Annotated in this window: 28 protein-coding genes; 8 read left to right on the forward strand and 20 right to left on the reverse strand. The window is 70.5% G+C overall.

What is annotated here, in order from left to right:
• Nucleotide 1: 1 nt before the first annotated feature.
• The 3 genes from VIL76_RS03630 to VIL76_RS03640 are packed head-to-tail and all read right to left on the reverse strand — an operon-like array spanning nt 2 to nt 2,149.
• Nucleotides 2-472 carry an SRPBCC family protein gene (locus VIL76_RS03630; RefSeq protein ID WP_332043629.1) on the reverse strand — a complete coding sequence of 157 codons (471 nt, stop codon included), beginning with the start codon at nt 470-472 and terminating at the stop codon, nt 2-4.
• Nucleotides 469-810: a metalloregulator ArsR/SmtB family transcription factor gene (locus VIL76_RS03635; protein ID WP_332043630.1), complete on the reverse strand. Its 342-nt coding sequence runs from the start codon at nt 808-810 to the stop codon at nt 469-471. The genes VIL76_RS03630 and VIL76_RS03635 overlap by 4 nt, the downstream gene beginning before the upstream one ends.
• A 43-nt stretch (nt 811-853) precedes the next feature.
• The gene (locus tag VIL76_RS03640) at nt 854-2,149 is read right to left on the reverse strand and encodes a hypothetical protein (protein ID WP_332043631.1); all 1,296 of its coding nucleotides are present in this window, start codon (nt 2,147-2,149) and stop codon (nt 854-856) included.
• A 72-nt stretch (nt 2,150-2,221) separates the two neighbouring features.
• On the opposite strand from VIL76_RS03640, the gene VIL76_RS03645 reads away from it, so the two are divergent.
• Genes VIL76_RS03645 through VIL76_RS03660 form a run of 4 tightly spaced genes read left to right on the forward strand, consistent with a single transcriptional unit; the run spans nt 2,222 to nt 5,028 of the window.
• Nucleotides 2,222-2,620 carry a YciI family protein gene (locus VIL76_RS03645; RefSeq protein WP_332043632.1) on the forward strand — a complete coding sequence of 133 codons (399 nt, stop codon included), beginning with the start codon at nt 2,222-2,224 and terminating at the stop codon, nt 2,618-2,620.
• The gene (locus tag VIL76_RS03650) at nt 2,617-3,858 is read left to right on the forward strand and encodes an RNA polymerase sigma factor (protein WP_332043633.1); all 1,242 of its coding nucleotides are present in this window, start codon (nt 2,617-2,619) and stop codon (nt 3,856-3,858) included. The genes VIL76_RS03645 and VIL76_RS03650 overlap by 4 nt, the downstream gene beginning before the upstream one ends.
• A complete protein-coding gene (locus VIL76_RS03655) occupies nt 3,855-4,592 on the forward strand; it encodes a YceI family protein (RefSeq protein ID WP_332043634.1) in 738 nt (245 codons plus the stop codon). Before VIL76_RS03650 ends, VIL76_RS03655 begins: the two co-directional genes overlap by 4 nt.
• A 16-nt stretch (nt 4,593-4,608) precedes the next feature.
• Entirely contained in the window at nt 4,609-5,028 is a 420-nt protein-coding gene (locus VIL76_RS03660; RefSeq protein ID WP_332043635.1) for a glyoxalase/bleomycin resistance/extradiol dioxygenase family protein, read from the forward strand.
• Here VIL76_RS03660 and VIL76_RS03665 read toward each other — a convergent pair.
• Entirely contained in the window at nt 5,025-6,179 is a 1,155-nt protein-coding gene (locus VIL76_RS03665) for a family 43 glycosylhydrolase (RefSeq protein ID WP_332043636.1), read from the reverse strand. The two genes, VIL76_RS03660 and VIL76_RS03665, sit on opposite strands and share 4 nt — an antisense overlap.
• Nucleotides 6,180-6,279: 100 nt before the next feature.
• Here VIL76_RS03665 and VIL76_RS03670 point away from each other — a divergent pair, with 100 nt between their 5' ends.
• Nucleotides 6,280-7,626 carry a sensor histidine kinase gene (locus VIL76_RS03670; protein WP_332043637.1) on the forward strand — a complete coding sequence of 449 codons (1,347 nt, stop codon included), beginning with the start codon at nt 6,280-6,282 and terminating at the stop codon, nt 7,624-7,626.
• Between the two features lie 4 nt (nt 7,627-7,630).
• Here VIL76_RS03670 and VIL76_RS03675 read toward each other — a convergent pair whose 3' ends face one another.
• The 3 genes from VIL76_RS03675 to VIL76_RS03685 all read right to left on the reverse strand — a co-directional run bounded on the left by VIL76_RS03675 (nt 7,631) and on the right by VIL76_RS03685 (nt 9,058).
• Nucleotides 7,631-7,921 carry a hypothetical protein gene (locus tag VIL76_RS03675; protein ID WP_332043638.1) on the reverse strand — a complete coding sequence of 97 codons (291 nt, stop codon included), beginning with the start codon at nt 7,919-7,921 and terminating at the stop codon, nt 7,631-7,633.
• A 67-nt stretch (nt 7,922-7,988) separates the two neighbouring features.
• Entirely contained in the window at nt 7,989-8,516 is a 528-nt protein-coding gene (locus VIL76_RS03680; RefSeq protein WP_332043639.1) for a TadE/TadG family type IV pilus assembly protein, read from the reverse strand.
• An 8-nt stretch (nt 8,517-8,524) separates the two neighbouring features.
• A complete protein-coding gene (locus VIL76_RS03685) occupies nt 8,525-9,058 on the reverse strand; it encodes a TadE/TadG family type IV pilus assembly protein (RefSeq protein ID WP_332043640.1) in 534 nt (177 codons plus the stop codon).
• A gap of 116 nt (nt 9,059-9,174) precedes the next feature.
• Between VIL76_RS03685 and VIL76_RS03690 the strand changes: the two genes are divergently transcribed.
• Nucleotides 9,175-10,512 (forward strand): TadE/TadG family type IV pilus assembly protein, encoded by a 1,338-nt coding sequence (locus tag VIL76_RS03690; protein WP_332043641.1) that lies wholly within the window; start codon nt 9,175-9,177, stop codon nt 10,510-10,512.
• On the opposite strand, the gene VIL76_RS03695 is transcribed toward VIL76_RS03690, so the two are convergent.
• The 11 genes from VIL76_RS03695 to VIL76_RS03745 all read right to left on the reverse strand — a co-directional run bounded on the left by VIL76_RS03695 (nt 10,509) and on the right by VIL76_RS03745 (nt 19,782).
• Entirely contained in the window at nt 10,509-10,964 is a 456-nt protein-coding gene (locus tag VIL76_RS03695) for an A24 family peptidase (protein WP_332043642.1), read from the reverse strand. The two genes, VIL76_RS03690 and VIL76_RS03695, sit on opposite strands and share 4 nt — an antisense overlap.
• Nucleotides 10,965-10,974: 10 nt before the next feature.
• Complete coding sequence (locus tag VIL76_RS03700) at nt 10,975-11,910, reverse strand: type II secretion system F family protein (protein WP_332043643.1); 936 nt, start codon at nt 11,908-11,910, stop codon at nt 10,975-10,977.
• Between the two features lie 7 nt (nt 11,911-11,917).
• A complete protein-coding gene (locus tag VIL76_RS03705) occupies nt 11,918-12,889 on the reverse strand; it encodes a type II secretion system F family protein (protein WP_332043644.1) in 972 nt (323 codons plus the stop codon).
• A 10-nt stretch (nt 12,890-12,899) separates the two neighbouring features.
• Nucleotides 12,900-14,258, reverse strand: coding sequence for a CpaF family protein (locus VIL76_RS03710; RefSeq protein ID WP_332043645.1), 1,359 nt, complete (start codon nt 14,256-14,258; stop codon nt 12,900-12,902).
• Entirely contained in the window at nt 14,255-15,436 is a 1,182-nt protein-coding gene (locus VIL76_RS03715; RefSeq protein ID WP_332043646.1) for a hypothetical protein, read from the reverse strand. The genes VIL76_RS03710 and VIL76_RS03715 overlap by 4 nt, the downstream gene beginning before the upstream one ends.
• A complete protein-coding gene (locus tag VIL76_RS03720) occupies nt 15,433-15,819 on the reverse strand; it encodes a hypothetical protein (RefSeq protein WP_332043647.1) in 387 nt (128 codons plus the stop codon). Before VIL76_RS03720 ends, VIL76_RS03715 begins: the two co-directional genes overlap by 4 nt.
• Nucleotides 15,816-17,075, reverse strand: coding sequence for a type II and III secretion system protein family protein (locus VIL76_RS03725; RefSeq protein WP_332043648.1), 1,260 nt, complete (start codon nt 17,073-17,075; stop codon nt 15,816-15,818). Before VIL76_RS03725 ends, VIL76_RS03720 begins: the two co-directional genes overlap by 4 nt.
• Nucleotides 17,076-17,313: 238 nt before the next feature.
• Nucleotides 17,314-18,177: a Flp pilus assembly protein CpaB gene (cpaB, locus tag VIL76_RS03730; protein ID WP_332043649.1), complete on the reverse strand. Its 864-nt coding sequence runs from the start codon at nt 18,175-18,177 to the stop codon at nt 17,314-17,316.
• 27 nt (nt 18,178-18,204) lie between these two features.
• A complete protein-coding gene (locus VIL76_RS03735) occupies nt 18,205-18,420 on the reverse strand; it encodes a Flp family type IVb pilin (protein ID WP_332043650.1) in 216 nt (71 codons plus the stop codon).
• A 223-nt stretch (nt 18,421-18,643) separates the two neighbouring features.
• The gene (locus VIL76_RS03740; protein WP_332043651.1) at nt 18,644-19,168 is read right to left on the reverse strand and encodes a DUF1697 domain-containing protein; all 525 of its coding nucleotides are present in this window, start codon (nt 19,166-19,168) and stop codon (nt 18,644-18,646) included.
• Complete coding sequence (locus tag VIL76_RS03745) at nt 19,165-19,782, reverse strand: glutathione S-transferase family protein (protein WP_332043652.1); 618 nt, start codon at nt 19,780-19,782, stop codon at nt 19,165-19,167. Before VIL76_RS03745 ends, VIL76_RS03740 begins: the two co-directional genes overlap by 4 nt.
• 116 nt (nt 19,783-19,898) lie before the next feature.
• Between VIL76_RS03745 and VIL76_RS03750 the strand changes: the two genes are divergently transcribed.
• Complete coding sequence (locus tag VIL76_RS03750; protein WP_332043653.1) at nt 19,899-21,344, forward strand: MFS transporter; 1,446 nt, start codon at nt 19,899-19,901, stop codon at nt 21,342-21,344.
• 10 nt (nt 21,345-21,354) lie between these two features.
• On the opposite strand, the gene VIL76_RS03755 is transcribed toward VIL76_RS03750, so the two are convergent.
• Both VIL76_RS03755 and VIL76_RS03760 read right to left on the reverse strand, forming a co-directional pair.
• The gene (locus VIL76_RS03755) at nt 21,355-22,371 is read right to left on the reverse strand and encodes a hypothetical protein (RefSeq protein WP_332043654.1); all 1,017 of its coding nucleotides are present in this window, start codon (nt 22,369-22,371) and stop codon (nt 21,355-21,357) included.
• Nucleotides 22,372-22,848: 477 nt separating this feature from the next.
• Entirely contained in the window at nt 22,849-24,516 is a 1,668-nt protein-coding gene (locus VIL76_RS03760; RefSeq protein WP_332043655.1) for a DUF4231 domain-containing protein, read from the reverse strand.
• Between the two features lie 309 nt (nt 24,517-24,825).
• Here VIL76_RS03760 and VIL76_RS03765 point away from each other — a divergent pair, with 309 nt between their 5' ends.
• Nucleotides 24,826-26,469, forward strand: coding sequence for a TIR domain-containing protein (locus VIL76_RS03765; protein ID WP_332043656.1), 1,644 nt, complete (start codon nt 24,826-24,828; stop codon nt 26,467-26,469).
• The last annotated feature ends 171 nt before the right edge of the window (nt 26,470-26,640 follow it).

The following is a 26,640-nucleotide window of genomic DNA, read 5'->3' on the forward strand; positions in this document are numbered from 1 at the left end:
CTCAGGCTTCTGCCGGTTCGCGCGCCAGGTAGGCGGCCAGGTTGTCGAGGCCTTCGCCAGTGCCTTCCTCGACCATCTTCCAGTCCACATGGCCGTCCAGCCACGCGCCCTGCTCTGTGAAGGTGAGCCGCGTTCCGCGCCCGGCGGGCTTCATCTCCACGGTCACCAGAGAGACCGAGGTCCGCACACCGTCCATCTGCATGACGTAGGCGAAGACGATCCGCTCGGCCGGCACGATGTCGTGGTAGCGGAACTCGATCCGCATCGGCGGCTGTCCGGGCCCTGCGGCGATCTCCGTCACCTCGCGCCCGCCGGGGCGGAAATCGAACTCGGTGATCGTCTGGCCCGTGTGGCAGGCCGACCAGGCGAGCTTCGCCTCCACGTCGGAGAAGGCGGCGAACACCCGCTCCGGAGCCGCGTCGTAGGTCCGCTCGATCGCAAAGCTCGCGTGCGTCACCGATCGCTTCGTCATGCCTCGTCCTCCGGCTTGGTGGCGGCCAGGTAGTCCCCGAGCCGGTCGAGCTTGCGCTCCCACTCGGTCCGCCGCTGGTTGATCCACTGCTCGGCCTGGCTGAGCGCCGCCGGCTCGATCCGGCACGTCCTCACCCGCCCCACCTTCTGCGTCTTCACGATCCCCGCCTGCTCCAGCACCGCCAGGTGCTGCACGACGGCCGGCAGCGACATCGGCAGCGGTCCGGCCAGCTCGCTCACCGAGGCCGGGCTTCGCGACAGCCGCTCCAGCATCGCCCGGCGCGTCGGGTCGGCCAGCGCCTGGAACATCGCATCGAGGTTGGGTTGATTGTTAAGCACTCACTTAAGTATCACGGTGGGCGCCGCCCTCGCAAGCCCCTTGTCAGTCGAGCAGGCCCAGCCGCTCCACGCGGGCGAAGTCGCCACCGATCAGGCGGTCGCCGATGTCGAGCCGGTAGCGCAGGTTCGGCGTGTGCACCCGGTCGGCCGCCGCATAGGCCTCCGCCTTGGCCTCGGCGATCCCGGCTCCCACGCCCGTCGCGACCATCGTCCAGCCGTACAGGCCGCTGGTCACCAGCTCTCCGGCCCCATCGAGCCCCGCCTCGCCGAGGTGGTGGCGGCGCGGATCCAGCCCGCCTTCGATGGTGATGGGCAGGCCTACCGGCTCGTCCACCTGCTTGCGACTGTACGGGAACGGCGGGATGGTCAGCACGACCCCGACGCAGAAGCCCGGGACCGTGGGCATCGTGACCGGCGCGCGCTGCACCATCGCCGCGAACAGCTCGCCCCAGCCCCAGCCCTGCAGCGGCGCGAGCACGGCGAACCCCGGGTACCCGAACCGGCAGGTGAACTCGAGCGGCCAGATCCCCTCCTCGTTCACGATGGTGTTGAGGTTCACGTAGCCCACGTGGCCGTGCCCGCGCAGGCGGCCCTCCATCCTGGCCAGGGTGCGCTCGAAGAACCCATCGGTCCGGGCATAGGTGACGACGGTGCCCATCTCGCCCGTCAGCTCGCCCAGCTCGCCGGCGAAGAACCGCTTGTGCTCCCAGTCCAGGCAGGCGGGCCCGATGAACCGCTCGCCGTTGAAATAGGCGCCGACCCCCATCTCCACGCCGTCGAAGAACCGCATCAGCACCAGCTCGTCCGCCTTGCCCAGATCGGTGGCGCGCACCCGCAGCATGGCGGCGACGTCGGTCCCGTCGGCCAGCTGGCCGATGTAGTTGTGGCCGGACGCGTGGTCCGCGCCCGACAGCTTCAGGACGTAGCGGGCGGGATTCTGCTCGACGAAGCGCAGCGCCTCGTCCGCGGCCTTGAACGTCCAGCTCTGGCCCTTGGGGAAACCGAGCTCCTCCAGCACCGCATGGGCGTACCCGCGGTCGTTCTCCAGCCGGTCGCCGTAGGCGCTGCCGCCGATGACGTTGAACCCTTGCGCCCGAAGCTCGTCCTGCAAGGCGCCCAGGCCCTCCGACACCGCCTCGAACAGGATGACGCCGTCGTCCCCGGCCGCCCGCACCCAGTCGAGCTCTGCGCGCCAGTCCTCCACCTTAGGGCAAAGGCCGGCCAGGGTGCCGCGCGCCAGCGGCTCGCTCACCGCCACCCGCACCTCGTGCCCCTCGGCGATCAGGCTCAGGTACAGGGCGCCCAGATCGCAGGTCTCGCCCACTCCGAGGAAGCGCATCGTTTTTTCTTGGCCCCCATGTCGGCTAGGCTCCGCCCGGGCCGTCCTAGGCCCGAGAAGGATCGAAAGCCGATGCTCTACACCCTGCTCTGCTACAACAAGGAAGACGTGGTGTTCTCCTGGTCGAAGGAGGAGGACGACGCCGTCATGGCCCGTCTGTCCGTCGTCCACGACCGCCTGCACAAGGAAGGCAAGCTCGGGCCCTCGCTCCGCCTGGTGCCGACCACGGCGGCCACCACCCTTCGCAAGTCCGATCCGCCGCTGATCATCGACGGCCCCTTCGCGGAGACCAAGGAGCAGCTCCTGGGCCTTTACGTCGTCGACGTGGAGAACCTCGAGGAAGCCCTCGAGATCGCCCGCGACCTCGGCCGGGCCAATCCCGGCGGCTCCTATGAGATCCGTCCCGTCCGCCTGTTCGTGCCCGGCGCCCCGGTGACCGGCGATGTGGTCAAGGAGGCCGCGCCCGCGTGACCGACGTCGGCTGGATAGACGCGGCGATCACCGCCGCCAGGCCCCAGGCCGTGGGGGCGCTCCTGCGCTACTTCCGCGACCTCGACCGGGCGGAGGAAGCCTTCCAGGACGCCTGCCTGCGCGCCCTGAAGAACTGGCCCGAGAAGGGCCCGCCGCGCGATCCGGCCGCCTGGCTGATCATGGTGGGGCGCAACGCCGCCCTCGACGGGGTGCGCAAGACCAGCCGCAACCAGGCCCTCCCGGCCGAGGACGTCCTGTCCGACCTCGACGACGTCGAGACGCCGATGGCCGAGCGGCTGGACGACAGCCACTACCGCGACGACATCCTGCGCCTGCTGTTCATCTGCTGCCATCCGGACCTGCCGGGGACGCAGCAGATCGCGCTGGCGCTGCGGATCGTCTCCGGCCTGACCGTCAGGCAGATCGCCCGCGCCTTCCTGGTCTCGGAAGCGGCGATGGAGCAGCGGATCACCCGGGCCAAGCGGGTGGTGGCCGGCGGCGATGTCCCCTTCGAGGCGCCGGGCCCCGTCGAGCGCGCCGAGCGGCTCGCGGCGGTCATGGCCATGGTCTACCTGGTGTTCAACGAGGGCTATTCGGCCCCGGAAGGCTCCGGCCGCGCCCCGCTCTGCGACGAGGCCATCCGCCTCGCCCGCCTGCTGCTGCGTCTCTTCCCCACCGAGCCCGAGATCATGGGCCTGACCGCGCTCATGGTCCTGCAGCACGCCCGGGTGAAGGCCCGCTTCGACGCCGACGGCCAGGTCGTTCTGCTCGACGACCAGGACCGCAGCCTCTGGGACTCCCGGCTGATCGCCGAGGGCCTCGCGCTGATCGACAAGGCCATGCGCCACCGCAAGCCCGGCCCCTACCAGGTCCAGGCGGCGATCGCCGCTCTGCACGCTCGCGCCACGCGGCCCGACGACACCGACTGGGTGCAGATCGACCGCCTCTACGCCACGCTCGAGCGCCTGCAGCCCTCCCCCGTCGTCACCCTCAACCGCGCTGTCGCCGTGTCCAAGGTGGCCGGGCCGCAGGAGGCGCTGGAGATGGTCGAGCCCCTGGCTGACCGGCTCTCCGGCTACTTCCACTTCCACGGCCTGAGGGGCGGCCTGCTCCTTCAGCTCGGCCGCGGCGCTGAAGCCCGCGAGGCCTTCGACCGCGCCATCTCGCTGGCCAACACCGCCGCCGAGGCCGCCCACATCCGCCAGCACCTCGACCGACTGATGAAGGACAGCGCATGAGACAGCCCCTCCTCGCCGCGGCCGCGCTTATCGCGCTGAGCGCGTGCCAAAAGCCCGCTGAGCCCGCGGCGTCAGCCGACAGGGGGACGCAGCCGACCCAGACGGCCACCAGCGCCCCTGCGGCGGGCGAGCCGGTCGCCTCCACGACCCCGGACCCGAATCAGCCGGCGGGCCTCTACCGCCTCGATCCCACCCACTCGACCGTGGTCTTCAAGCTCTCGCACCTGGGCTTTTCCGGGTACACGGCGAGCTTCTCCAAGATCGCCGGCGACCTGCAGCTCGATCCCGCGCGGCCGGAGGCCTCGGCCCTCACCGTCACCATCGAGACGAAGTCACTGACCCTGCCCGCGCCGCCGCCCGGCTTCCACGCCACGCTCACCGGCAAGGACTGGCTCGACGCCGCCAGGTGCCCGCAGATCACCTTCAAATCCACGAAGGTCACCCGCACCGGCCCCGCTACGGCCGACGTGGCCGGCGACCTCACCCTGCACTGCGTGACGAAGCCGATCGTCATCCAGGCGAAATTCAACGGTGGCTATCCGCCCAACGCCTACGACGGCGCGCGGTTGGGCTTCTCCGGCAAGACCAGCTTCAAGCGTTCGGACTTCGGCCTCGGCTCCGGCCTGCCCGCGCCGGGGACCAACATGGGCGTGGGGGACAGGCTCGACGTCACCATCGAGACCGAGTTCGGGATGGGCGCGCCGCAGGCGGCGCCCGCGCAGCCCGCGCAATAAACAAGGGAGAATGACCATGTCCGAGACCCTCGAGCAGACTGCCGCCAAGGCGCCCGCCGTCACCGGCGCCGTCCCCTATATCCACTCCTCCGACGCGTCCGCCGCGGCGGAGTTCTACAAAAAGGCCTTCGCCGCCGAGGAGGCGATGCGCATGCCTGCCGACGACGGCAAGCGCCTCATGCACTGCCACCTGATCATCAATGGCGGAGCGGTGCTGATGAGCGACTGCTTCCCCGAGCACGGTTTCCCGTACATCCCGCAGGCCGGATTCCAGATCCACTTGCAGGTGGCCGACGGCCAGGCCTGGTGGGACCGCGCGGTCGCCGCGGGCTGCGAGGTCGGCATGCCCTTCGCAAAGCAGTTCTGGGGCGACACCTACGGCGAGCTGAAGGACCCCTTCGGCGTGAAGTGGTCGATCGGCGCGAGCGAAGCCTAGGCCGGCCGTACGCCGTCGTCCAAGAACGCCAGCGGCAGGCCCAGCAGCGCCCGGAAGACCTTGTAGCCCATCTCCCCAGGGCGGAAGGCGTGCAGGAACAGCCACGGCCGCCCGTCGGGCCCCTCGGCGACCGAGGGATGCCCGGGCCCGCGCCACTCCGCTGTGGAGGTGAGGAACGGCGCCGCCGCCTTCGTCCAAGGCCCCAGCGGATCGTCGGCCTGCGCCACGCCGATCCCGTAGCGCGCGGTGGCGAAGTCGTTGCCCGAATAGAACATCCACCAGCGGCCGGCGGCGTTCGTCACCCACATCCCCTCGATCAGGTGCGCTTCCCAGGGCTGGTCATTCTGCAGCACCAGGGTGCGCTCACCGGCCAGCCGGCCGCCCTCCAGCGCCTGGGCGAATATCCGTGTCCGCATGGCCTCGCGGATCGCCGCGGCCCGCGGGCCTTCCAGCCGCTCCAGCCGCGCGTGGCAGGCGGCGAACTCGTCCGTCGCCGCGTCGATCAGCCCCCGCAGCGCCTCGAACCGCGCCATCGGCCCCAGCCGTTCCGTCTGCGGCCACGCCTCGGCGGCGGCCCGCGCCACCTGCGCCTGCGCAGGGTCGGGGAACACCTCCCCGACCAGCTGGGGGGCCTCGTGCAGCAGCGCCGCCAGCAGCCCCGGCCACAGGTCGTTGGCGTCCTCCTTCCAGAACAGCAGAGTCCGCCCGCCGGGCTCCACCACCAGGTGAGGATCGATCACGCCCCCGGCCAGCAGCGGCTCGGGCTCCGCCGTCCACGGCCCCGCCGGCGTCTGCGCCCTCGCCAGCCCCACGGCCAACTGGCCGGTCTTCGTCCGCGCCGCGAAGCAGCCGATCCAGCCCTCGTCGGCGCGGTGGATCTCCGGCGCCCAGAAGTCGCTGCCCGGCCCGTCCATCGCCCAGGCCGGCTTGGCGCCTTGCGGGAACATGAAGCCAGCCAGCCGCCAGGACCTCAGGTCCTCCGAGCGCAGGATCGGGAAGCTCTGCGGCGCGTCGTTGGACGTCACCGCCAGCCACCAGCCGCCCGCGTCGCGCGCCACGCAGGGGTCGCCGTAGCCGTAGAGGATCTCCGCCGAGAGATTGTCGGTCAGCAGCGGCTGGAACCCCGCCGCGGTGTTCGGTCGCAAACTCATCGGGGGGCCGGCATACCGCCAGACGCCGCCCGCGCCTACTGCTATGACGACCCGCACCCGGCTCCGCGCCGGGGCGGTTTTTCTTGGGGTGAAGGCGCTCTTGCTCGATACCGAACAGCCATGGCGGGAGCCGGAGGCGTCCAGCGCCGGCCGCCAGCTCGAGGCCATCCTCGACGGCTTCGGTGACGGCTTCATCGCCTTCGACGCCGACTGGCGCATCACCCACTGCAACCACACCGCAGCGGAGCACTTCGCGAGCCAGGCCCCGCACCTCATCGGTAAGGTGCTGTGGGACGTCTTCCCCCAGACCGTCGGCAGCCCCATCGAGGCGGCCGTGCGCCAGGTCATGGCCTCGCGCAAGCCCCTTGAGACCCAGACGCAGAGCCGCGTCCGGCCGGGCGTGATCGTCGACCTGCGGGTGTTCCCGCTCGACGCCGGCGTCGGCGTCAGCCTGCGCGACGTCACCGAGTTGCGCGCCGCCGAGGCCCGCCTGCGCGAGAGCGAGGAGCGCTTCCGGGCGATGGCCGACACGGCGCCCGCGCCGGTCTGGGTGACCACCGCCGCCGGCCCCATCGAGTTCGTCAACCGCGCCTTCGCCGAGTACGTCGGCCGCCCGCGCGAGGAGCTCATGGGCGACGTCTGGCTCGACCTGCTGCACCCCGACGACCTGGCCGAGATCGTCCGCACCCGGGCCCAGGCCCGCGGCGGCCACGTCCCCTACACCTACGAGGCCCGCTTCAAGCGCCACGACGGGGTCTGGCGGACCATGCTGATCAGCTCCAGCCCGCGCTTCCACGACCTGACCGGCGAGTTCCTGGGCTACGTCGGCATCGCGACGGACATCACCGACCAGCGCGCCGCCGAGGTCCGCCAGCAGCTGCTGATCAACGAGCTGAACCACCGGGTGAAGAACACCCTGGCCACCGTCCAGTCCCTGGCCCGCCAGACGCTGAAGGACGGGGACATCACCCGCGAGGCGCGCGACCGGCTCACCGAGCGCCTGCTGGCGCTCTCCGCCGCCCACAACGTGCTGACCCGCCAGAACTGGGAGAGCGCCGAGCTGGCCGAGATCGCCGCCGAGGCGGTGCGTCCCTACGTCGACGGGGCGGCGCCGCGCATCGTGCTCGCCGGCCCGCTGGTGCGCGTCGCGCCCAACGTCGCGCTCGCCATCTCCATGGCCCTGCACGAGCTGGCCACCAACGCCACCAAGTACGGCGCCCTGTCCCTGCCCGAGGGACGGGTGGAGCTGCGCTGGCGCGCCGAGGCGGGCGCGGTCGATCTGGAATGGCGCGAAAGCGGCGGGCCGGCGGTGTCCCCGCCGCCCGGCCGCGGCTTCGGCTCGCGCCTCCTGAGCCAGGGCCTGGCCGCCGAGCTCGGCGCGCCGGCCACGCTGGACTGGCGCCCCGAGGGGCTGGTCTGCGCGATCCGGGCGCCGGCCGCGGGCTGAGCCGCTACTTCTTGGCCGGGACCTGGTCGGTCGTGGGGGCCACCACGCCCGGCGAGGCGCCGGCGGTGCCCACCGCGGGCGTCGGGGCCACGGCCGGCGGCGTCTCGTTGTCGGCCGGGACGGCGCCGGTCGCTCCGGCGTCGGGAGCGGTCATCCGGCGGTCGTCGCCGCGCGGGGCGGCGGTGTCGGGCATGGCGGCGGCCACGTCGCTGCCCTGCGGCGTGTTCTCCTCGCGCCCGCAGGCGGCCAGCGCAAGCGCGGCCAGGGCGCAGGCGGCGGCGATCGACGTCTTCATGAGGTCCTCTCTCTCCCGGTGGATTCGAACGCTCAACGCCTGCCGCGCCGTTTCGGGTCCCGCCGGGCTACGGGGTGCGCGTCACCGCGTCGGCGATCCGCGGCCGCAGCAGCATGCGCTTCTGCAGGTTGATGTTGCTGGGCACGATCCAGCGGGCCATTGGCACGTAGACGTAGCTGGCGTCGGCCACCACTATGCCCTGGTTCGCCTTCAGGGTCCCGGACGGCACGCTGTCCGGCGCCGTCCCCGCATAGGGCGTCGTCCCGTCCTTCGCCCAGTCCTTGCGCACCGTCCCGTTGGCGTCGGCGCTGAAGCTCATCAGCCGCAGGCCCAGCGTCGAGGTCGGCATCGGCTCCACCACCAACTGCCCGGCCACCAGGATGTCGGCGATCTGGCTGTCGCTGAGCGTGCGGTACTGCGCCGCCAGGTCGCCGATGGTCGAGGCCGCCCGCGACACCCGCCGGTGCGCCTCCAGCATCTGGATTCCCTCGGCGAAACCGATCAGCAGCAGGAGCATGAACGGCAGCACGATGGCGAACTCCACCATCGCCCCGCCCCGGCGGTCGCGCCAGAGGCTGCGGCCGCGCCGCGTCATTCGGCCCCTCATTCGAACGGCTCGTTGCGGAAGGCGATGCGCGAGACGATCTGCACCCGTCCGCTGGTGTCGCGCGGGAAGGCATCGCCCAGGAACGGCAGGGCCATCGGCCACCTGTAGGTCGCCGTCACCAGGATGATCTGCTCGGGGTCGCCGGGGTCGTAGGCCTGCTGGCCGGTGAGGTTGTTGGGGTCCTGCGCCTGCAGCATGGAGCGCGCGCTCGAGAATCCGGCGTCCACCGGCTGCACGGTCACCAGCACCCGCGACTGGCAGTTCGCCACGGTGTCGACCATCTTGGCGCAGATCAGGTTGCGGAATTCCGCGGCGCTGTTCGGCCGGTCCGCCTGGCCGGTGCGGATGCGGCGCGACACCGAGTCCACCGCGCCGTTGAAGTTGGCCGACATCATGCCCAGGATGCCCAGCTCGAAGGTGGCCAGCAGCAGCCCCAGGAAGATCGGGGCCACCAGGGCGAACTCCACCATCGCCGCGCCCTTGCGGTCCCGCGCCAGGCGCCCGGCCGCCGATCTCCAAAACGCTCGCATCCTGAACCCCTGCCGGTGACCAGCCTCCGACAAGGAAGGAAAGTTCAACGGCTTAGCTTGGTTCCATTCGGCCGTTCGGGAGCTTAGGCATAGTGAGGGACTGTTCGGGAACGGGCATGAAGGCTGGCATCCTACGGGCGTTGCGGCGGTGGCTGCGCGACACGGGCGGCAACGTCGCCGTCATGCTCGCGCTCGCCCTCGTGCCCCTGAGCCTGGCCGCCCTCGGCGCCGTCGACGTCCAGCGCGTGGTCTCCACCAAGTCGGAGCTGCAGGACGCCCTCGACGCCGCCGCGCTGACCGCCGCCCGCGACTCCGTCGCCGACCCCACCAAGCTGCAGGAATTCGGCGCCGCCGCCTTCGCCGCCAACATCCGCGACACCCGGCTGACCATCGTCAGCGGCCCGACCTTCACCCTCACCAACGAGCGGGTGGTCGTCGCCGACGCCAGCGCGCGAGTGGGCGACACCATCCTGGCCAAGTTCGCGCTCGGCTCCGACTTCACCGTCAACGCCCACGCCGAGGTCAACAGCTCCGGGGCCAATGTCGAGGTCTCGATGGTGCTCGACCTCACCGACTCCATGGACGCCGCAGTCCCCGGCTGCACGTCCAAGATCGCCTGCCTGAAAACCGCCGCCACCAACCTGATCGACCTGGTGGTGCAGGACAATCAGACGCCGTTCTATTCAAAGATGGCGATCGTGCCCTATTCCTACGCCGTTGACGTCGATGCCTACGCCTCGGTCGTGCGCGGCTCCCCGGCGTCTTCCTTCAGCTTTACCGGCGCGGACAACCAGCCGAAGACCTTCCACCTTAGCGACTGCGTGACCGAGCGCACCGGTGCGCACGCCTACACCGACGCGCCGGTCACCACCGCCTACGTGGGCCGCCACTACACTGTGTCCGGCACGTGCCTGAACGCACCCGTCTCACCCCTGTCTTCCGACAAGGCCGCCCTGAAGGCCCGCGTCGCGTCCTTTGACACAGCCGGCTCCACCGCCGGCCAGATTGGCTTGGCCTGGGGCTGGTACCTGGTCTCGCCCACCTTCATGGGCGGTTGGCAGAACGTGAACTCCCGCCCCGCGCCCTACGGCACCGACAAGCTGATGAAGTTCGTGGTGTTGATGACCGACGGCATGTTCAACACCGTCTACTGCAAGGGCGTGAAGGCGCAGAACTCGCTGGGCGGGTCGGGCGGCTCTAACGAGAAGATCAATTGCAATTCCGAGAACGGTCTCCCGTTCGACCAGGCCACGTCGCTCTGCAACGCCATCAAGGCCAGGGGCATCATCATCTACACGGTGCTGCTCGACGTGTCGGACCCCGCGGCGGTCGCCTTCATGCGGTCCTGCGCGACGGACAGCGCCCGCGTCTACCTGCCCACCACTGGAGGCCAGCTTAAGGACGCCTTCGCCTCCATCGGCGCCGACATCACCAAGCTCCGGCTCTCCCGCTAGGCGTCCCTCCACATCAGCAGCGCCCAGACGAAGCCGCCGACGGCGATCGAGACCGCGTAGGGCATGCGCCGGCGCCCCGGATGCCCTTCAGGCGGCGGCCGCACGCGGCGCAGGATCAGGGTCACGATCGCCTGCACCCCGCCGGCCACCGCCACCGCCATGGCGAACGCCGGCAGGGTCGCCAGCGGCATCCACAGCGAGGCGGCCATCAGGAGCTTGGTGTCCCCGCCGCCCAAGCCGCGCACCAGCCACAGCCCGATGGTCACCACCGCGGTGATCAGGAAGGCGAGCCCCCGCGAGACCCATTCGTCGCCGCCCATGGGGAAGGCCAGCACCAGGGCGCCGGCGGCCAGCGCCGCGGGCATCCAGTTGGGGATCAGGTAGCGGCGCAGGTCGCTCGCCGCGGCGATCGCCAGCAGCGCGCAGAAGTAGCCCAGCCCGAGGAGCTGCAAGCCGCCGACGCTATCGGTCGAACAGGCTGTGCATCATGCGGATCACCACCGGGATGAACAGCACGCCGCACAGGCACGGGAAGATGCAGAACACCAGCGGGAAGGCGATCTTCACCGGCAGCTCGGCGGCCTTGCGCTCGGCGTCCATGAAGCGCGTCTTGCGCATGTCGTCGGCGAAGATCCGCAGCGTGTCGCCCAGGCTCGCGCCGACGGCTTCCGACTGCACGATGCTGGTGGTGAGCGCCCTCACCTCGTCGCTGGGCGTGCGCTGGGCGAACCGCACCAGGGCCTCGGCCCGGCTCGCGCCGGCCTGCATCTCGTCCAGCATGATGCCGATCTGTTCGGTGAGCACCGGGTGCAGGTCGCGGAACTCCTGCTCCACCCGCTGCAGCGCCGCCGACAGCGTCGCGCCGGCCTCCAGGCTCACCACCATCAGGTCGATGGCGTCGGGCAGGCCGCGATAGACGGCGTCGGAGCGCTCCTTGATCCGCGAGGACAGGACGAAGTTCGGCAGGAACAGGCCGATGTTGGCGCCCAGCATGATCAGGCCGGCGATCCAGAGCAGGCTGGCGACGTTCATCACCAGCACGGCGACGAGCGCCAGCGCGGCGAGCGCCAGGGCGGCCATGGCCCGGATCCCGAAGAAGGCCTCCACCGCGCGCTCGGAATAGAACCCCGCCTGCACCAGCCGCATGCGCAGGTCGGCGCGCTTCTCGGTGTCGAGGCTGCCCTTGCCGGCCTTCTCGCCCCACTTGATGAGCGTCTTCAGGAAGGCCGGAGACAGGGCGAACTTCGGCTTCGGCCCGCTCTCGTCGGCGGGCGCCTCGCCCGACAGGGTGGCCAGCCTGGCGTTGAACGCCCGGTCGCCCAGGGTCAGGGCTCCGACGGCCGCGGCCAGCGAGAGGATCGCAAGCACGCTGGTGAGATAGAAGAACGCCTGGGCCATCTGCGCCTCAGATCCTGAAGTTGATCATGCGCCACATCATCAGCGCGCCTGCGAGCCACAGCACCGGCGGGATCATCATCATCTGCCAGAACAGCGGATCGGACTTCACCTCGCCGTAGTAGTTGGGCGAGATCAGCGAAAGGATGCCGGCCACCACCAGCGGCAGGGCCGAGACCACCCAGAAGGACAGCCGCCCTTCCGCGGAGATCGCCGCCACCTTCTTGCGCAGCTGCGCCTTCGCGCGCATCGAGTCGCTCAGGCTCAGCAGCACCTCGGCCACGTTGCCGCCGGTCTCGCGGGTGACCTCCAGCGAGGCGGTGAACATCCGAAGCTCCGCGATCGGGAAGCGCAGCAGCAGGTTCTGCAGGGCGGCGTCGCGGTCCAGGCCCGCGTTCATCTCGGAGATGACGATCGAGAACTCCGGCCCGATCGGGTCGCCCATCTGGTTCGCCGCCACGCCCATGGCCGTGGTCACCGGGTGGCCCGCCTGCAGGCTGCGGGCGATCAGGTCCACCGCCTGGGGCAGTTGCTGCACGAACATCTTGCGCCGCCGGTTCGCCAGGAAGGAGATCAGCAGGATCGGGCTGGCGATGCCGCCCCAGACCGCCAGGGCGAAGGCCAGCATCAGCGGCACGGCCACCATGGTCAGCGTCAGGAACATGGTGCCGAACAGGCCCAGCGAGCCCAGCACCACCTGCGACGGGGTCAACGGCGCGCGCGCCGCCTCCAGCCGTTGCCTAAGCTTCGGCAGCCAGCGGTCCACCAGCTGTTCCAGCTTCCCGCCCTTGCCGGGCGCGAGCGTGTTGGCCCGCGCCGCCTTGCGCCGGCGCACCATCATCTCGGGTCCCGTCGGCTTCGGCCCGGCGAGCCTGCGCTCGATCAGCCGCACCTCGGGGCTGAGGCTCCGCGCCGTCAGATAGAGGCCGGCGAGCCCGCTCATCAGGGCTGCGACCATGCCGAGGAAGGACATCAGGATCATCGCGGCGGCCTCACGCGAACATGCCGTCGGGCAGGGACACGCCCACCGCCCGGAAGGTCTCGAGGAATCCGGGCCTCAGGCCCGTCCAGACGAAGCGGCCCTGCACCCGGCCGGCCTCGTCCACTCCGGTCTGCTCGTAGCGGAAGATCTCCTGCATGATGATCACCTCGCCTTCCATGCCGTCGATCTCCTGCACGGAGACGACGCGGCGGGTGCCGTCGGAGAACCTCTTCAGCTGGATGACCACGTCGATGGCGCTGGCGATCTGGGTGCGGATCGCTCGCGGCGGCAGGTCGAGCCCCGCCATGGCCACCATCTGCTCGAGCCTGGCGAGCGCGTCTCGCGGCGTGTTCGCGTGCACCGTGGTCATCGAGCCGTCGTGGCCGGTGTTCATCGCCTGCAGCATGTCGAACGCCTCGCCGGCGCGGACCTCGCCGACGATGATCCGGTCGGGCCGCATGCGGAGCGCGTTGCGAACCAGGTCGCGCTGGGTGATCTCGCCCCGGCCCTCGATGTTCGCCGGCCGCGTCTCCATGCGCGCCACGTGCCGCTGCTGCAGCTGCAGCTCGGCGGCGTCCTCGATGGTGACGATCCGCTCCCTGGGGCCGATGCCGTGCGACATGGCGTTCATCAGCGTCGTCTTGCCGGTGCCGGTGCCGCCGGAGATCAGGATGTTGAAGCGGCTGGCCACCAGGCCCCTGAGCACCTCGGCGCAGGTCTGGTCCACGGTGCCGTTCGCCACCAGCCGCTCGAAGTCGTAGGGGATCCGCGCGAACCGGCGGATCGACAGCAGCGGCCCGTCCACCGCCACCGGCGGCGCCACGGCGTTGATCCGGCTGCCGTCCGGCAGGCGGGCGTCCACCATCGGCTGGCTCTCGTCGATGCGCCGGCCGACCTTGTCGACCATCCGCTCGATCACCCGCATCAGGTGGTGCTCGTCGGCGAAACGCACCTTGGTGAGCTCCACCTGGCCGTACCGCTCGACGTAGACCTCGCGGTGGGTGTTCACCAGGATGTCCGAGATGTCGGGGTCGCGCAGCAGCTGCTCCAGCGGACCGAAGCCCAGGAGCTCGTCCATGAGGTCGTCGATCAGCCGCTGGCTCTCGTCGTAGTTCAGCGGACGGGCGTCCTCCTTCAGGATCGTGGTGACCAGCTCGGCCACCTCCTGGCGGACGGTCTCCGGCGGCCGCTGCGACAGGCCGCTGAGGTTCATCCGCTCGATCAGCCGCCGGTGCATCGAGGTCTTCAGCTCGAAGTAGCCGTCGTCCTGATCGTCCTCGTCCGGCGCGCCGAAGTAGCGCGGCTCGGCCGGCTCCAGTTTGGTGCGGACCGCAGGCGTGACCGGCGCGGCGGCGAAGGACAGCCTCATGCGGCGATCTCGGTGAACGCCAGGCCGGCGCTCAGGGCTTCAAGCCGCCCGTCGAGCTTGGCGGCCGCGGGCCACAGGTCGCGCGCGATCTTCGACTTCGGGAAGGCGTCCACCACGAGCTCGCCGCGGTCGGACGCCCTCACCACCGCCGGGTCGAGCGGCAGGCCGGCGTCGACGCCCATCTCCAGCGTCTTGCCGATCCGGGTGGGCTTCTCGAGCGCGTCGATGACGCCGTTGACCTTGTTCAGCACCAGCATGATCGGCCGCTGGACGGCGGCCTCGCCCAGCGCATCCAGCACCCGGCGTGCGCCCATCGCGCCGGCCACCGTCGAGGTGGTGACCAGCAGGATCATGTCCGAGCGGGCGAGCACCGGCAGGGTCCAGTCGGTCCACGAGCTCGGCAGGTCGATGATGGTGCGCTCGAAGATGGTCGTGGAATGCTCGATCAGGTCGATGGCGAAGTCGCCGCTGATGGCGTCCAGGGGCACCACAGATGGCGGGGCCGCCAGGAGCTTCAGCCCGCTCGCGTGGTCGGTCATCACCGAATCCAGGAAGCGCGCGTCCACCCGCTGCTGAGCGCGGAGCAGGTCGATGACCGTGCTGCGCGGCGCCACGTCCAGCGCCAGCGAGGCGTCGCCGAACTGCAGGTCGAGATCCAGCACCGCGGTGCTGCGCGGCGGCCGTCCGCGCTTGCCGTCGCCGCGGGTCAGCAGCGCCGCGAGGTTCAGCGCCAGGGTCGTGGCCCCGGCCCCGCCGCAGCCCTTCACCACCGAGATCACGCCGCCGTTCATGGCGCCCATCGCGGGCTGGCCCTGCATGGCCTCCGTCAGGCTGGCCCGCACGGCCTCGCCGCTGAACGGGCCGGTCAGCACGTCGGCCGCGCCCGCCCGGAACAGCGCCCGCACCTGTTCGCCGGATGCGCCCTTGGCGGCGGCGATCACCGCCCGCTCGCGCGCGGTCCAGGCGAGCCGCTGGAAGTTGTCCAGCCCGTCGGACGCCTGCGGATCCACCTCGATCACCACCGCGGCCGCGCCGGCCGCCTTGCCCGACAGGGTCCGGACGCTGTCGCTTCGCCCGATCTCCAGGCTGATGTTGCGCAGGCCGCGGACCGCCGCGCCCACCGCCGAGATCAGGTCGGGGTCGGCCCCGATCACCAGCACGTGCCGTTCGTTCTTCATGGCCTGGGTCCTCCGCTCGCTGCGCCGCCGCCGCCGCCCCCGCTGGGGCCGCCACCGCCGCCGCTGCCACTGCCACTGTCCTCATCCCCGCCGCCGTCCGTGCCCATGAAGGCGGACGTGCCCTGCTGCGGCTGGCGCACGCGGCCGCGCTCGTAGCGGCGGATCGCGGCCGCCGCCTTGGCGCCGGAGGTCTCCGGCGGGCCGAGGGCGGGCGTGGGGTCGATGATCTGGTTGTCCATGCTCGCCACGGCGAGGCCGAAGTTCGCGCCCAGCGGCGCGTCGGTGCGCTCGAGGCTGCCCCAGTCCTGGTCGAAGGAGCTCATGCAGGCTCCGGCCAGGGTGGCGAGCGCCGCTGCGGCGGCGAGGCGGATCAGGGTTCTCATTGCGCGCGCCCTCCGGCCGGCTGCATCGAGGTGGGCCGCGTCTTCGGCGCGGGCCCGTTCACCGGCTTGTCGACGCGGCCGGTGAGGAGCTGGTCGAGCTCGCTCGTGGCGCGGGTCGTCGAGGTCGGCAGCAACAGCGTCGAGCGGTCGGTCGGCGCCGCCAGGTGGGCGGTGACGATGATCACCACCTCGGTCTCGTTGTTCTGGAAGCCGGTCGAGCGGAACAGCGCCCCCAGGATCGGGACGTCGGCGAGCCCGGGCAGGCCGCGGAAGTTGTTGGCGAAGTCGCGCCGGATCAGGCCGGCGATGGCGAAGCTCTGGCCGTTCTTCAGCTCGACCGTCGTCTTCGCCCGCCGCGTGGTCAGCCCCGGGATCCGGAAGCTCTGGAGGACGACCGAATTGGCCGGGTCGAGGGCGCTCACCTCCGGCGCCACCAGCAGGTTGATGGTGTCGCCGTGCACCGTCGGCGTGAAGCCGACGCTGACGCCGTACTGCTTGTACTCGATGGTGAAGGTGCTGTTGTCGGCGTTGATCTGCTGCGGCACCGGGACCGGGAACTCGCCGCCGGCGAAGAACACGGCGGTCTCGCCCGACAGCGCCGTCAGCTTCGGCTCGGCCAGGGTCGTGGCCATGCCCTTGCGCTCCAGCGCCTCGAACAGCGCCTCGACGCCGATGTTCGAGCCGATCGGCGTGATGCCGAGGATGTTGGCCAGGGCATCGGGGTTGCTGGTGAGCTGCGGCAGGGCGGACAGCGCGTCCGCGCCCGGCACGTTCTCGAAGATGGCGGTGATGTTGGTGAAGCCGAGCTGCTTCAGCGCCGTGCGCTGCACCTCGGCCACGTGCACCGAGAGCATGACCTGCTCGGCGGCCTTCACGCTCATCAGGTTGACCACCCGCTCCGGCGCGTAGCTCTCGGCCAGCGCCTGGGCGCGGGCCGCCACGGTCGAGGAGCTCACCGTCCCGGTCAGCACCACCGCGTCGCCGCGCGCCGAGACGCGGATCGGCTCGCCCGGCATCAGGTCGGAGAAGGCGCGGTTCATGTCGTCCAGGTCGTAGCCGACCCGGATGTCCATGGTGGCGATGGGCGTGGAGCCTTCCGCCGTCAGGACCGTGAGGTTGGTCGCGCCGGCCGCCTTGCCGAGCACATAGAGCGTGCGGTCGGACAGCGGCACCACGTCGGCCACCTTCGGCTCGCCCAGCAGCACCCGGCCGATCGCGCGATCGAAGCGCAGGATGCGGGAACCGCCGATCGGCAACGCCAGTTGTCCGCCATATCCGGAGGCATCCGCCCGGACGACCCTCACCGCGCCGTTCGACGGCGCGGGCTGGCTGGCCCTGGCCCTTCCTTGCGTCACTGCGGGAGAGGGGACGGCCAGCGTGAGCGCGCACGCAAAAGCGACCCCTCCTCGCAGAAGGGCCGCTAGCCCGGCGTTCCGTTTCGTCCCCATCGAAAGTTCCCCCTGAGAAGTTTCTGAAGCTCGGCTGTGCGGGCTCCTACTCAGCCCTAACGCGCACAGCCGTCGGTTCGCCCGCCCGGAACACCTTGATTTCTGGACCCGAGGCGGCCGGACGGCTCGCGACGCGGGTGACGCGGGGGCGATCGGAGGCCGCGGCCGACTGGCCGGCGCCGGCGACCCGCAGGTCGCTGGTGCGGATGGTGCGGACGTCCTGGTTCGGGCTGAGCGGGTCCTGGGTGCTGCGCAGGGCGAGCGACAGCGTGCCCACCTGGCCGGCGAGCGCCAGCTTCTGCGCCTGGCCCGGGCTCACCTCGATGGTGGCGGCCTTGGCGACCAGGGGATCGTTCTTGTTGTCGCTGGCGGTCTGGTCGACGGCCAGCACGCGCACGCCTTCCAGCAGGATGTCGGTGCGCATGGTTGCGGAGGAGTCCTGGCCCTCGCGGCGGGTGACCAGCACGTCCACGAAATCGCCGGGCAGGACGAAGCCCGCCACGCCCATCACGTCGTCGATGCGGATGGTGGCGGCGCGCATCCCGGTGCGGATCACGCCCGACAGGGTCGCGCGACCGCCCGGCCCGCTGATGCGGGTGGGCAGGATGGGCTCGTTGGCGGCGATCGGCGCCAGCGCCAGCCTGGGCTGCGCCGACGTCAGCTCCTGCACGGAGCGGTAGGATCCCGGCGGAACGGCGTTGGCCGGCCAGGGCTGCGCCTTGAGCACGCCCGGTCCGATGGCCTCGCCGAACGAGATGGGCCGCGAGGCGACCACGACGGTGGTCATGGCGGCCATGGGCGTAGCGGGGGCCGGCACGGCCTGGGCGCTGCTGAAGTTGCGCAGCCCCCAGACGGCGACCGCACCGAGCACCAGTGAGAGCGCCAGAAGCGCCAGACCCACGCTACGCATGGAGAATTCCCCCTAGGAAAAAAGGCCTTAGCTGATGCGGGTGATCTTGTTGGCGATGTCCGTCGTGCGGTTCATCAGGTTGGTGCCGAGCGTGGTGAACGCGGCGATGGCGACGATGGCCACCAGGCCGACCATCAGGGCGTATTCGATCATGGCCGCGCCGCTCTCATCTTCCTGCAGGGCGCGGAAGTGGTCCTTGACGTCGGCGATCTTGGATTGGGCGAAGACGTAGGCTTTGAGCATGGGGAGATCCTCGGTTCCTAGCTGTGACCGCCCCGGGTTCGACTGCCCCCGTGCGGATCGGCAAGGAAACTCGGGCTTAACCGTGGAGTTCCCGATGGCGACGCTACAAACCGCCTTAAATCAGTGGCTTACCGGCTAAGCTGTTGGTTTTATTGCCTAAACTTAGCCATAAATAAGTCGTAAAAAAATCCGCACGGCCAAGCTTAGTTATTGAGAAGCTTGGCTAATCGCCCAGAAGCTCTGTCAGCTTGCCGACGGTGTTCCAATTTCGGGCCGTCCCGCGCAGGCCCAGCGCACGCTCCACGACGGCCATCGTCAGCTTCGATCGGCCGACGCCGTCGGGATAGCCGGCGTAGAGGCAGCCCGGCCCCGCCGCCACCGTCTCGCGCCCGACGATCCTGCCCTGCAGCGCCGCCACGCCGGCCGCCGACGGCTGGCCCTTCAGGAACACCACCAGCAGGTGCGCGGGATCCGCCTTGGCCATCTCCGCGAACGGGTTGGCGGCCAGCACCGCCTTGAGCTGCGCCCCGCTCCGGACGAACACCTCGAGCGGCCCCAGCGCCTTCGACAGCCCCTGCTCCAGCTCCGCCTCCGACGGCGCGGCCTGCGCCTCCACCACCGCACTGCCGGCCGCCCCCAGCGTCGCCGCGCCCGGGTAGCCCAGCTCCGCCAGCGCCGCCTTGAAGTCGGCCATGGCGAGCTGGCGCCCGCCCACGTTCACCGCCCGCAGCAGGACGGCCGCCTTCACCGCGCGTCGGCCTCCCACGCCAGGAACTCGGGCTGTTCCAGCAGCCGCTCGCAGTATTCCCCCGCAGCGCCGGCGTCCCCGTAGTCCGACAGCCGCACCCCATAGGTCCGGAACCGCGTCGCCACCGGCGTGTAGAAGGCGTCGGCGATCGACCAGTCGCCCACCAGGAACGGCCCGCCGAACCGCGCCAGGAGCTCGTTCCACAGCTTCACGATCCGCCGGATGTCCTTGGCCGTCGCCTCCGACAGGCTCGCCGTCGTGGGCTCCGCCGTCAGGTCCACCGGGCACTCCCCGCGCAGGCTGGAGAACCCCGAGTGCATCTCCGCCGCCGCCGCCCGCGCCAGCGCCCGCGCCGCCGGATCGGCCGGCCACAGCCCCGGCTTCTTCTCCGCCAGGTACTCGCAGATCGCCAGCGAGTCCCACACGGTCAGCCCGCCGTCCTTCAGCGCCGGCACCAGGCCGCTCGGCGAATGCGGCAGGATCGCCGCCTCCGTGGCCTCCGCCTCCCGCAGCTGGATCAGCGTCTCGGTGAACTCGAACCCGCCGCGCCGGGCCACCAGCCACGGCCGCATCGACCAGCTCGACCACTTCTTGGTCCCGATCACCAGTTCCATGGCCGCCGCCTCCTCACGCCGTCGTGTCCGGACTGTTCTCTTGCCGAAGCCTTGCCCCTCCGGTCTAGACTGCCGGCCAACAAAAAGAAGATCACCGTTCGGGAGGAGGAAGTCCGATGGCCGAGGTCACCGCGCCCGGCGAGCCTATGGCTGCGCCCGCCACACCCGTCCACGTCGCCCCCTTCTCGAAGGCCTACACCAGCTACGCCATGTGGCTGCTCCTGGGCATCTACATCATCAACTTCCTCGACCGGCAGGTGCTCAACATCCTCACCGAGGACATCAAGCACGAGCTCCACCTGTCCGACACCCAGCTGGGGCTGCTCGGCGGCCTCACCTTCGCGGTCTTCTACACGGTGCTGGGCCTGCCCATCGCGCAGCTGGCCGAGCGCAAGTCGCGCCCCGTCATCATCGGCACCGCGGTCGCCGTCTGGAGCGGCTTCACCGCCCTTTGCGCCACCGCCGGCAGCTTCTGGCAGCTCGCCCTGTTCCGCGTCGGCGTCGGCGCGGGCGAGGCCGGCTGCACGCCCCCCGCGCACTCGCTCATCGTCGACTACGTGTCCAAGGAGAAGCGCGCCTCGGCGCTCGCCTTCTATTCCATGGGCACGCCCATCGGCACGCTCGTGGGCCTGATCTTCGGGGGCCTGGTGGCCGACGCCTACGGCTGGCGCGCCGCCTTCCTGGTGGCCGGCGCGCCCGGCCTGCTCTTCGCCGTGCTGGCCATCTTCACCCTCAAGGAGCCGCGCCGGATCATGGCCCGGCACGCCGGGCAGGTCGCCGCCGCCAGCGCCACCTTCAGCCAGACCGTCCGCTACCTCGCTGGCAAGCGCACCTTCTGGCTGATGGCCGTGGCCGCCGCCATCAAGGCCTTCATCGGCTACGGCCACTCGCCCTTCCACGCCCCCTACTTCTTCCGCAACCACACCGAACAGGTGGCCGGGCTCGCCCAGACCGTCGGCGACGTCCTGGGCTTCCAGATGCAGTCGCGCGGCCTGGTGGGCCTGGGCCTGGGCATCGTCATCGGCACCGCCGGCGCCATCGGCGCCATCTCCGGCGGCTGGATCGCCGACAAGTTCGGCAAGGCCGACCTGCGCGCCTACATGGTGACCCCAGCGGTCGCCAGCCTCGTCACCATGCCCATCTACATCTACGGCCTGTGGCAGGGCGACGCCGTGGTCACCTTCGTCTGCCTGGCCTTCAACGCCTTCCTGGGCACGCTCTGGTACGGACCCGTCTACGGCACCGCCCAGTCGGTGGTCCCGCCGCACATGCGCGCCACCGCCGCGGCCATCCTGCTCCTGGTCATCAACCTGATCGGCCTGGGGCTGGGCCCGCTGTTCGTGGGCGCGCTCTCCGACGCCGGCGCCAACTACGCCCTGCAGGGCACGGGCCTCGACGTCCAGGCCTGCAAGGCCGCCGCCGGCGTCGCCAAGGCCACCTGCGCGCCGGCGCTGGCCTCAGGCGTCAAGTGGGCGCTGATCCTCTCCACCCTGTTCGGCTTCGCCGCCTTCGCCTGCTTCTGGCTGGCGCGGCGCACCATCCGCGAGGACTGCGTCTCTTGAAGCCCCCCGCTCACCACTGCGGATCCACGCCCTTGGCGGCCCAGAAGGCGGCGCTCTCCGCCTCGCGCCTGGCCCGCGCCTGCGCGTCGGCCGCCTCCTTCATCTCCTTCTGCCGCATCTCGTCGGGATAGAGCTCGGCGTACCAGGCCGGATAGAACCGCGCCTGCGGGACGCCGTTCACCGCCACGCCTGCCTCCAGCGACGCGACGCCGGCCTCCCCGTACGCCTTGCGCGCATCGGCGCTCCGCCGCTCCTGCTCCAGGGCGTACTCGGTCTTGCGCATGTCGCCTGCCACCCCGTACTGCAGCAGCTTCGGCTCCTCCCCCGTCGGCCGCGTCTCCCCGGTCGCCAGGTCGTAGATGTACCGGACCTCGTAGAGCTTCACCCCGTCCGGCCCGTCGCCGTGGCCGGGCTCGGCCGCAGGCCCCGCCGGCCTCTCCGGCTCGGCCTCCACCGCCTTCACCGTCCCCCACCGCCGCGGCTCCAGCTTGCCGGCGTACCAGCGCAGGTGGGTCAGCTGCACGTGGGTCAGGAACGCCGTCTCCGGCGTGCCGGCCCGCGCCAGCGTCCAGCCCTCCTCCGCCAGCGCGTCGCCCTGCACCGTGCGCGCCAGCCGGTAGGCCTCGCGGAAGTCCTCCCGCTCGCGCAGCCAGCGGTAGACCGCGTGCAGGCTGGGCATCGCAGGATCGCGGCAGATCGACTTCAGCCCCTCCCCGTCCAGCAGCCGGTCGAAGATCATCGCCGCCGTGGCCTCGCAGAAGATGGTCTGCCCGCCCTCCTTGAACAGCCGCCCCGACGCCTGCTTGGCCAGGTCCATCCGCCGCGCGAACTCCGGCATCTGCTTGCGCCAGCGCCGAAGCGTCATCTCCGACGGCATCTCCGCATCGCGGCAGATCGAGATCACCGCCTCCCCCGAGATGATCCGCCTCAGGAAGGCCCGCGCCACCTCGTCCGAATAGCAGATGTACTTCGTCCGCCGCCGGCGCAGCCCCTCCGGCTCCAGATACGCCTGAAGCTCCTCGTCCATCGCAATGTCTCCAGAAGTGAGCGGCGGCGACCTTCCTCCCCCGTTCACGGGGGAGGGGGACCACCCGCCGAGCGGCGCAGCCGCGAAGAGCGGGTGGTGGAGGGGGCGAGCCGCCGCACCCGCGCCCCTCACCTCCCCCACCGCGGCAGCGGTGGCGGGAGGGGGACCGCCCGCCGAGCGGCGCAGCCGCGAAGAGCGGGCGGTGGAGGGGGCAAGCCGCCCCCCGCCCCCAAAAGAAAACGCCGCCCGCAAAGCGGGCGGCGCCAAGTCCTCAAGCCGTCGCCAAAATGTCAGAACCTCAAGCGCAGACCCGGCCTAAGGGCGCAGCATCCCACGCTGCCGGAAAAGTGCCGAAAACGCGCGCCGCAGTCAAGAACAAAATGGGAACGTGCCTGGCGGGAGGGCCAAGGTCGGCTTGTGGCTCTTAAGGGACCTTCGGAAGGTCCCCTCGGCCGGCGGTGCGGAGCTCCCGAGCGGCTACGGGAGCATGAGCTCGTGCTTGGCATGCTCCTGTCGCCATTGGTCGAGGTCAGAGACCATAGCCGCCGACGCAGTCTCGAAGAGGCTCGCTTGCCGACCGGGCGGGCCGCCTCTGCGGACCTCGACCGCGATAGCTTCGAGCTTGGCCGCCGTGACGAGGCTGCGGCGCGCGGTGCCGCTGAAATCGCCTTGCATCCGGATCCCGAAGATCGCCGTCCCCACGGCGGGGAGACCTGCCGACAGAGCGACGAACAACTTGGCGTTCTCCTTCGTCCAATGCGGAAAAAGGGCGAGGCTCGCCAGCAGGACTATGCACCCGGCCAGAGTGAGACCGAAGAGCCAGGTTCCGGCGATGTGCAGGCGGTGGTCGAGCTGCTCGCCGCGGTGCGCGCTCGCGCGGTGGTAGGCGACCTGCGGGGCGAGCTCCTCTTCGGCGAGCGCGTGCGCGAGCGCGGCGGCGCCGGCGCCGTCCAGCTTACCGGCGGGCGGGCCGACAGCGCGCCACGCCGCGGCTGAGTACCAGTCCGTCCAGCGTAAATGGGCGTTGTCGGCGACTTGCGGCCGCGCGATGCCCAAGAGGGAGAGACTGCGCAGGGGGCGCAGGCGCTCGGCGAGCTGGCGGTAGTCGAGCCAGCGGCGCTGCCAAGCGCTCGCGGTGCCTGCGCGCGTGTTCGCGATGATCGCGAGGATCAGCAGCGTCTCCGTCACGGCCAGGGGCGCCTTGCCAGCCGGCCAGAGCAAGGTCGCCAGCGCGATGAGCACAGAGGCTGCACCCACGACGAAGTTGAAGACATGGCCGGAGCGGTGAAACTGGGCGAAGTGCTGGGCCAGCCCGTCCGCCCAACTGTATGCCGCCTCGAGCTCGTCGAGCTGAGCAATGACTCCCTCTCCTGTGGCGCACCGCGCGCGAAAGGACGACCACTCCTCCGCCGTGATCTGCGCGTAGGGCGGCACCTTGATGTCGCGGCGGCGAAGCGCGCGCACCCCGGTGACCCACTGCAGGAGGTGAAACTCCAGGCGATGACGGACGCGGCGCTGGCGCTCGGCGAAATAATCTGCGAGGGCGCGCCGCTCCGCGGGGTCTGCTGGCGGGGCGAGCACGGTGGTGAGCACCTGCGGCAGGGCGCCGAGCGGGCGCGACGGCGCCGCGTCAAGCTCGTGCGACCCCAGCGGGTCGAAGCCGCGCCAGAGAACGCGAAGCGGATGGTGAGCCTGCAGCGGCACGTGCACCACGGGGGTCCCCGCGGCCAGCGCGCCCGCGACCACCTCTGCCGTTCCACCAGGGCCGCGGGCGGCGAGCCCATCCCAAACGGCGATCAGCACGGTCGAGTGGGCCACGATAGCGCGGCCCGCCATCGCGTATGCCGCTTCCTTGTCGGCAAGGGTCCCCGGCAGCTCCAAGGTCCGGGTGGCTCGGGCCAACAGGCGTCCGAATCCGTCCGAGCCCGCCTCTACAAGGTCGCGACGGGTGAGGTCCCGATCGAACGGCAGGACGGCATGCAGCTCGAACCCTGCAGCAAGGCCGGCTTCAGCTACCAGCTGGTCGGCGCCGTCGGCGAGTGCGCAGACGACGGCGAGACGCAGGGGCGCAGGCGCGTACCAGTTCGCTTCCTGCTGGTGAACCGCCGTCACGCCGGCCTGCAGCGCGGTGAGCACCGCTTCCACGCGTTGCCGAACGGCCGCGGCGGAGGCCGGCTCGAGCTTCCGGTGACCCGTTACTCCCGCCGTGAACGCGATCCGCGGCCTCGGCGGTGTAGTGCCGCCGGACGTATCCCTTGTCGCCAAGATTCGTTCTCCGCCCCTAAGGGCAGCTTACCGGCGGCGGGGAGTGCGTCCACACTCACCTGCGGGGGCCGCGCGACAGCCGGTTCAGGAGCCCGCGAAGCGCCAGGACGGAGGCCGTGCTGCGGGGGTGGTGTTGACACTGGACCGCCGGGAACCTCGTAGTTCGCGCAAGTGTCTCGGGGTCGCTGCGTGGCCGACGTCTTCATATCCTACAGCCACGACGACAAGGCTATGGCCCGCCTGTTCGCCGACGCTCTGGAGGCGGAGGGGTGCAGTGTATGGTGGGATGCAGCCCTGCGGATGGGTGATCCATTCGATGACGTGATCGAACAGGCCCTGGAGCGCGCAAAGGCGGTAGTGGTGCTCTGGTCGCCTCGGTCGGTGAGTTCCCGGTGGGTGCGGTCTGAAGCCACCGTCGCCGAGCGCAAGGGAGCCTTGCTGCCGGCGGTGATCGAGCCGTGCAAGCGTCCAATCATGTTTGAACTCGCGCACACGGCCGATCTCTGCGGCTGGTCTGGCGACGCGACGGACCCCCGCTGGCGGTCCTTTGTCGCGGATCTGCGTCGCAGGATTGAGCAGGCGCCGGGCTCCTCCTCATCGTCGGGCAAGCCCACGATGACGCCCTCTACTCGCCGCAAGGGCGGCAAGCCATCGTTGGCTGTGCTCCCGTTCGTCAACCTCAGCGGCGATCGGGAGCAGGAATATCTCGCCGACGGCATCGCAGAGGATCTGACGACCGCCTTGTCTCGCTTTCAGCACCTGATGATTGTGGGCCGCAACTCGAGCTTTGCCTACAAAGGCCAAAAGGTGGAACCGGCCCGCGTCGCACGCGAGCTCGGCGTGCGCTACCTCCTCGAAGGCTCCGTGAGGAAAGGCGGCGACCGGGTCCGCATCAGCGCGCAGCTGATCGCCGCCGATACCCAGGCCAATGTGTGGGCCGAGCGTATCGACGGGGCGGCGAGCGATCTATTCGAGCTTCAGGACGAGGTCACGCGCAAGGTCGTGGCGGCCATAACGCCGAGCATTGATCGCGCTGAACTCACGCGGGCCGCCGAGCGGCCCACCGAAGACCTCGACGCCTACGATCTCTACCTGCAGGCGCGGGTCACCTCGAAGCTGGTTGAGACGCCCCACGCACGCCGGACGGTCGACCTCAGCAAGCGAGCACTTGAGCTGGACCCCTCCTTCGGAGCGGCAGCGGCGATGATCGTGCGCGCGCTCGTAGGCCGCCTCGCCTATGGGCGTGCGCAAGGCAGCGCCGCCGAACGGCAGGAGCTGCGCGAATACATTGAACGGGCGCTCACCGACGCGCGAGATGATCCGGAGGCGCTTTGCGGCTGCGCGCACGCCTTGGCCTATGTGTTCGCCGATACGTCGCGCGCGGTGGGCCTCATCGACCGAGCGCTGGCGCTGAACGAGAACCTTGCCGAGACTTGGTTCTATGGCGGATTCGTTTCACTCATCCACGCGGACTTCGCTGTGTCGCGCGAGCGGTTCCAGCACTTCATCCGGCTGAGCCCACTAGACCCGCTGCTGGGCCCTGCCCAAGGCGGCGTTTCTTGGTCCTATTTTTTCGAAGAGAATTATCAGGAAGGGCTGCAGTGGGCCCGCCGGGCCATGCAGAACACGAAAGACCTGCAGTCTCGAGGAGGGTTTGTAGTGAATGCCGCGCTCGCCGGCGCCACCGACGAGGCGCAACGGATGCTGCAGCACATGGAAGCGGTAGCCGGTCCACTGTCAGCGGAGCGGATCCGTCAGATCTTCCCGGTGCATAGCGCAGAAGGCGCGGCCCGGCTGATGAATGGCTTCCGAATGGCGGGGGTCCGAGACTGACGCGGAACGTCCCGTTTCGGGGGCTGACGCTCGGCAGGGCTCGCAAGCAACATTTCCCTCGTCATCGCCGGCTTCACCATCGCGCCTCCGCAGGCGCGGCTGGGCCGGCGACCTGCGAAGGTCTACTTGCAGGCCGGGAGCTAAGGTCCGCTGCTGGCGCAAAGGAGACCT

The organism is Phenylobacterium sp., assembly GCF_036563285.1.
Taxonomy (GTDB): domain Bacteria; phylum Pseudomonadota; class Alphaproteobacteria; order Caulobacterales; family Caulobacteraceae; genus Phenylobacterium.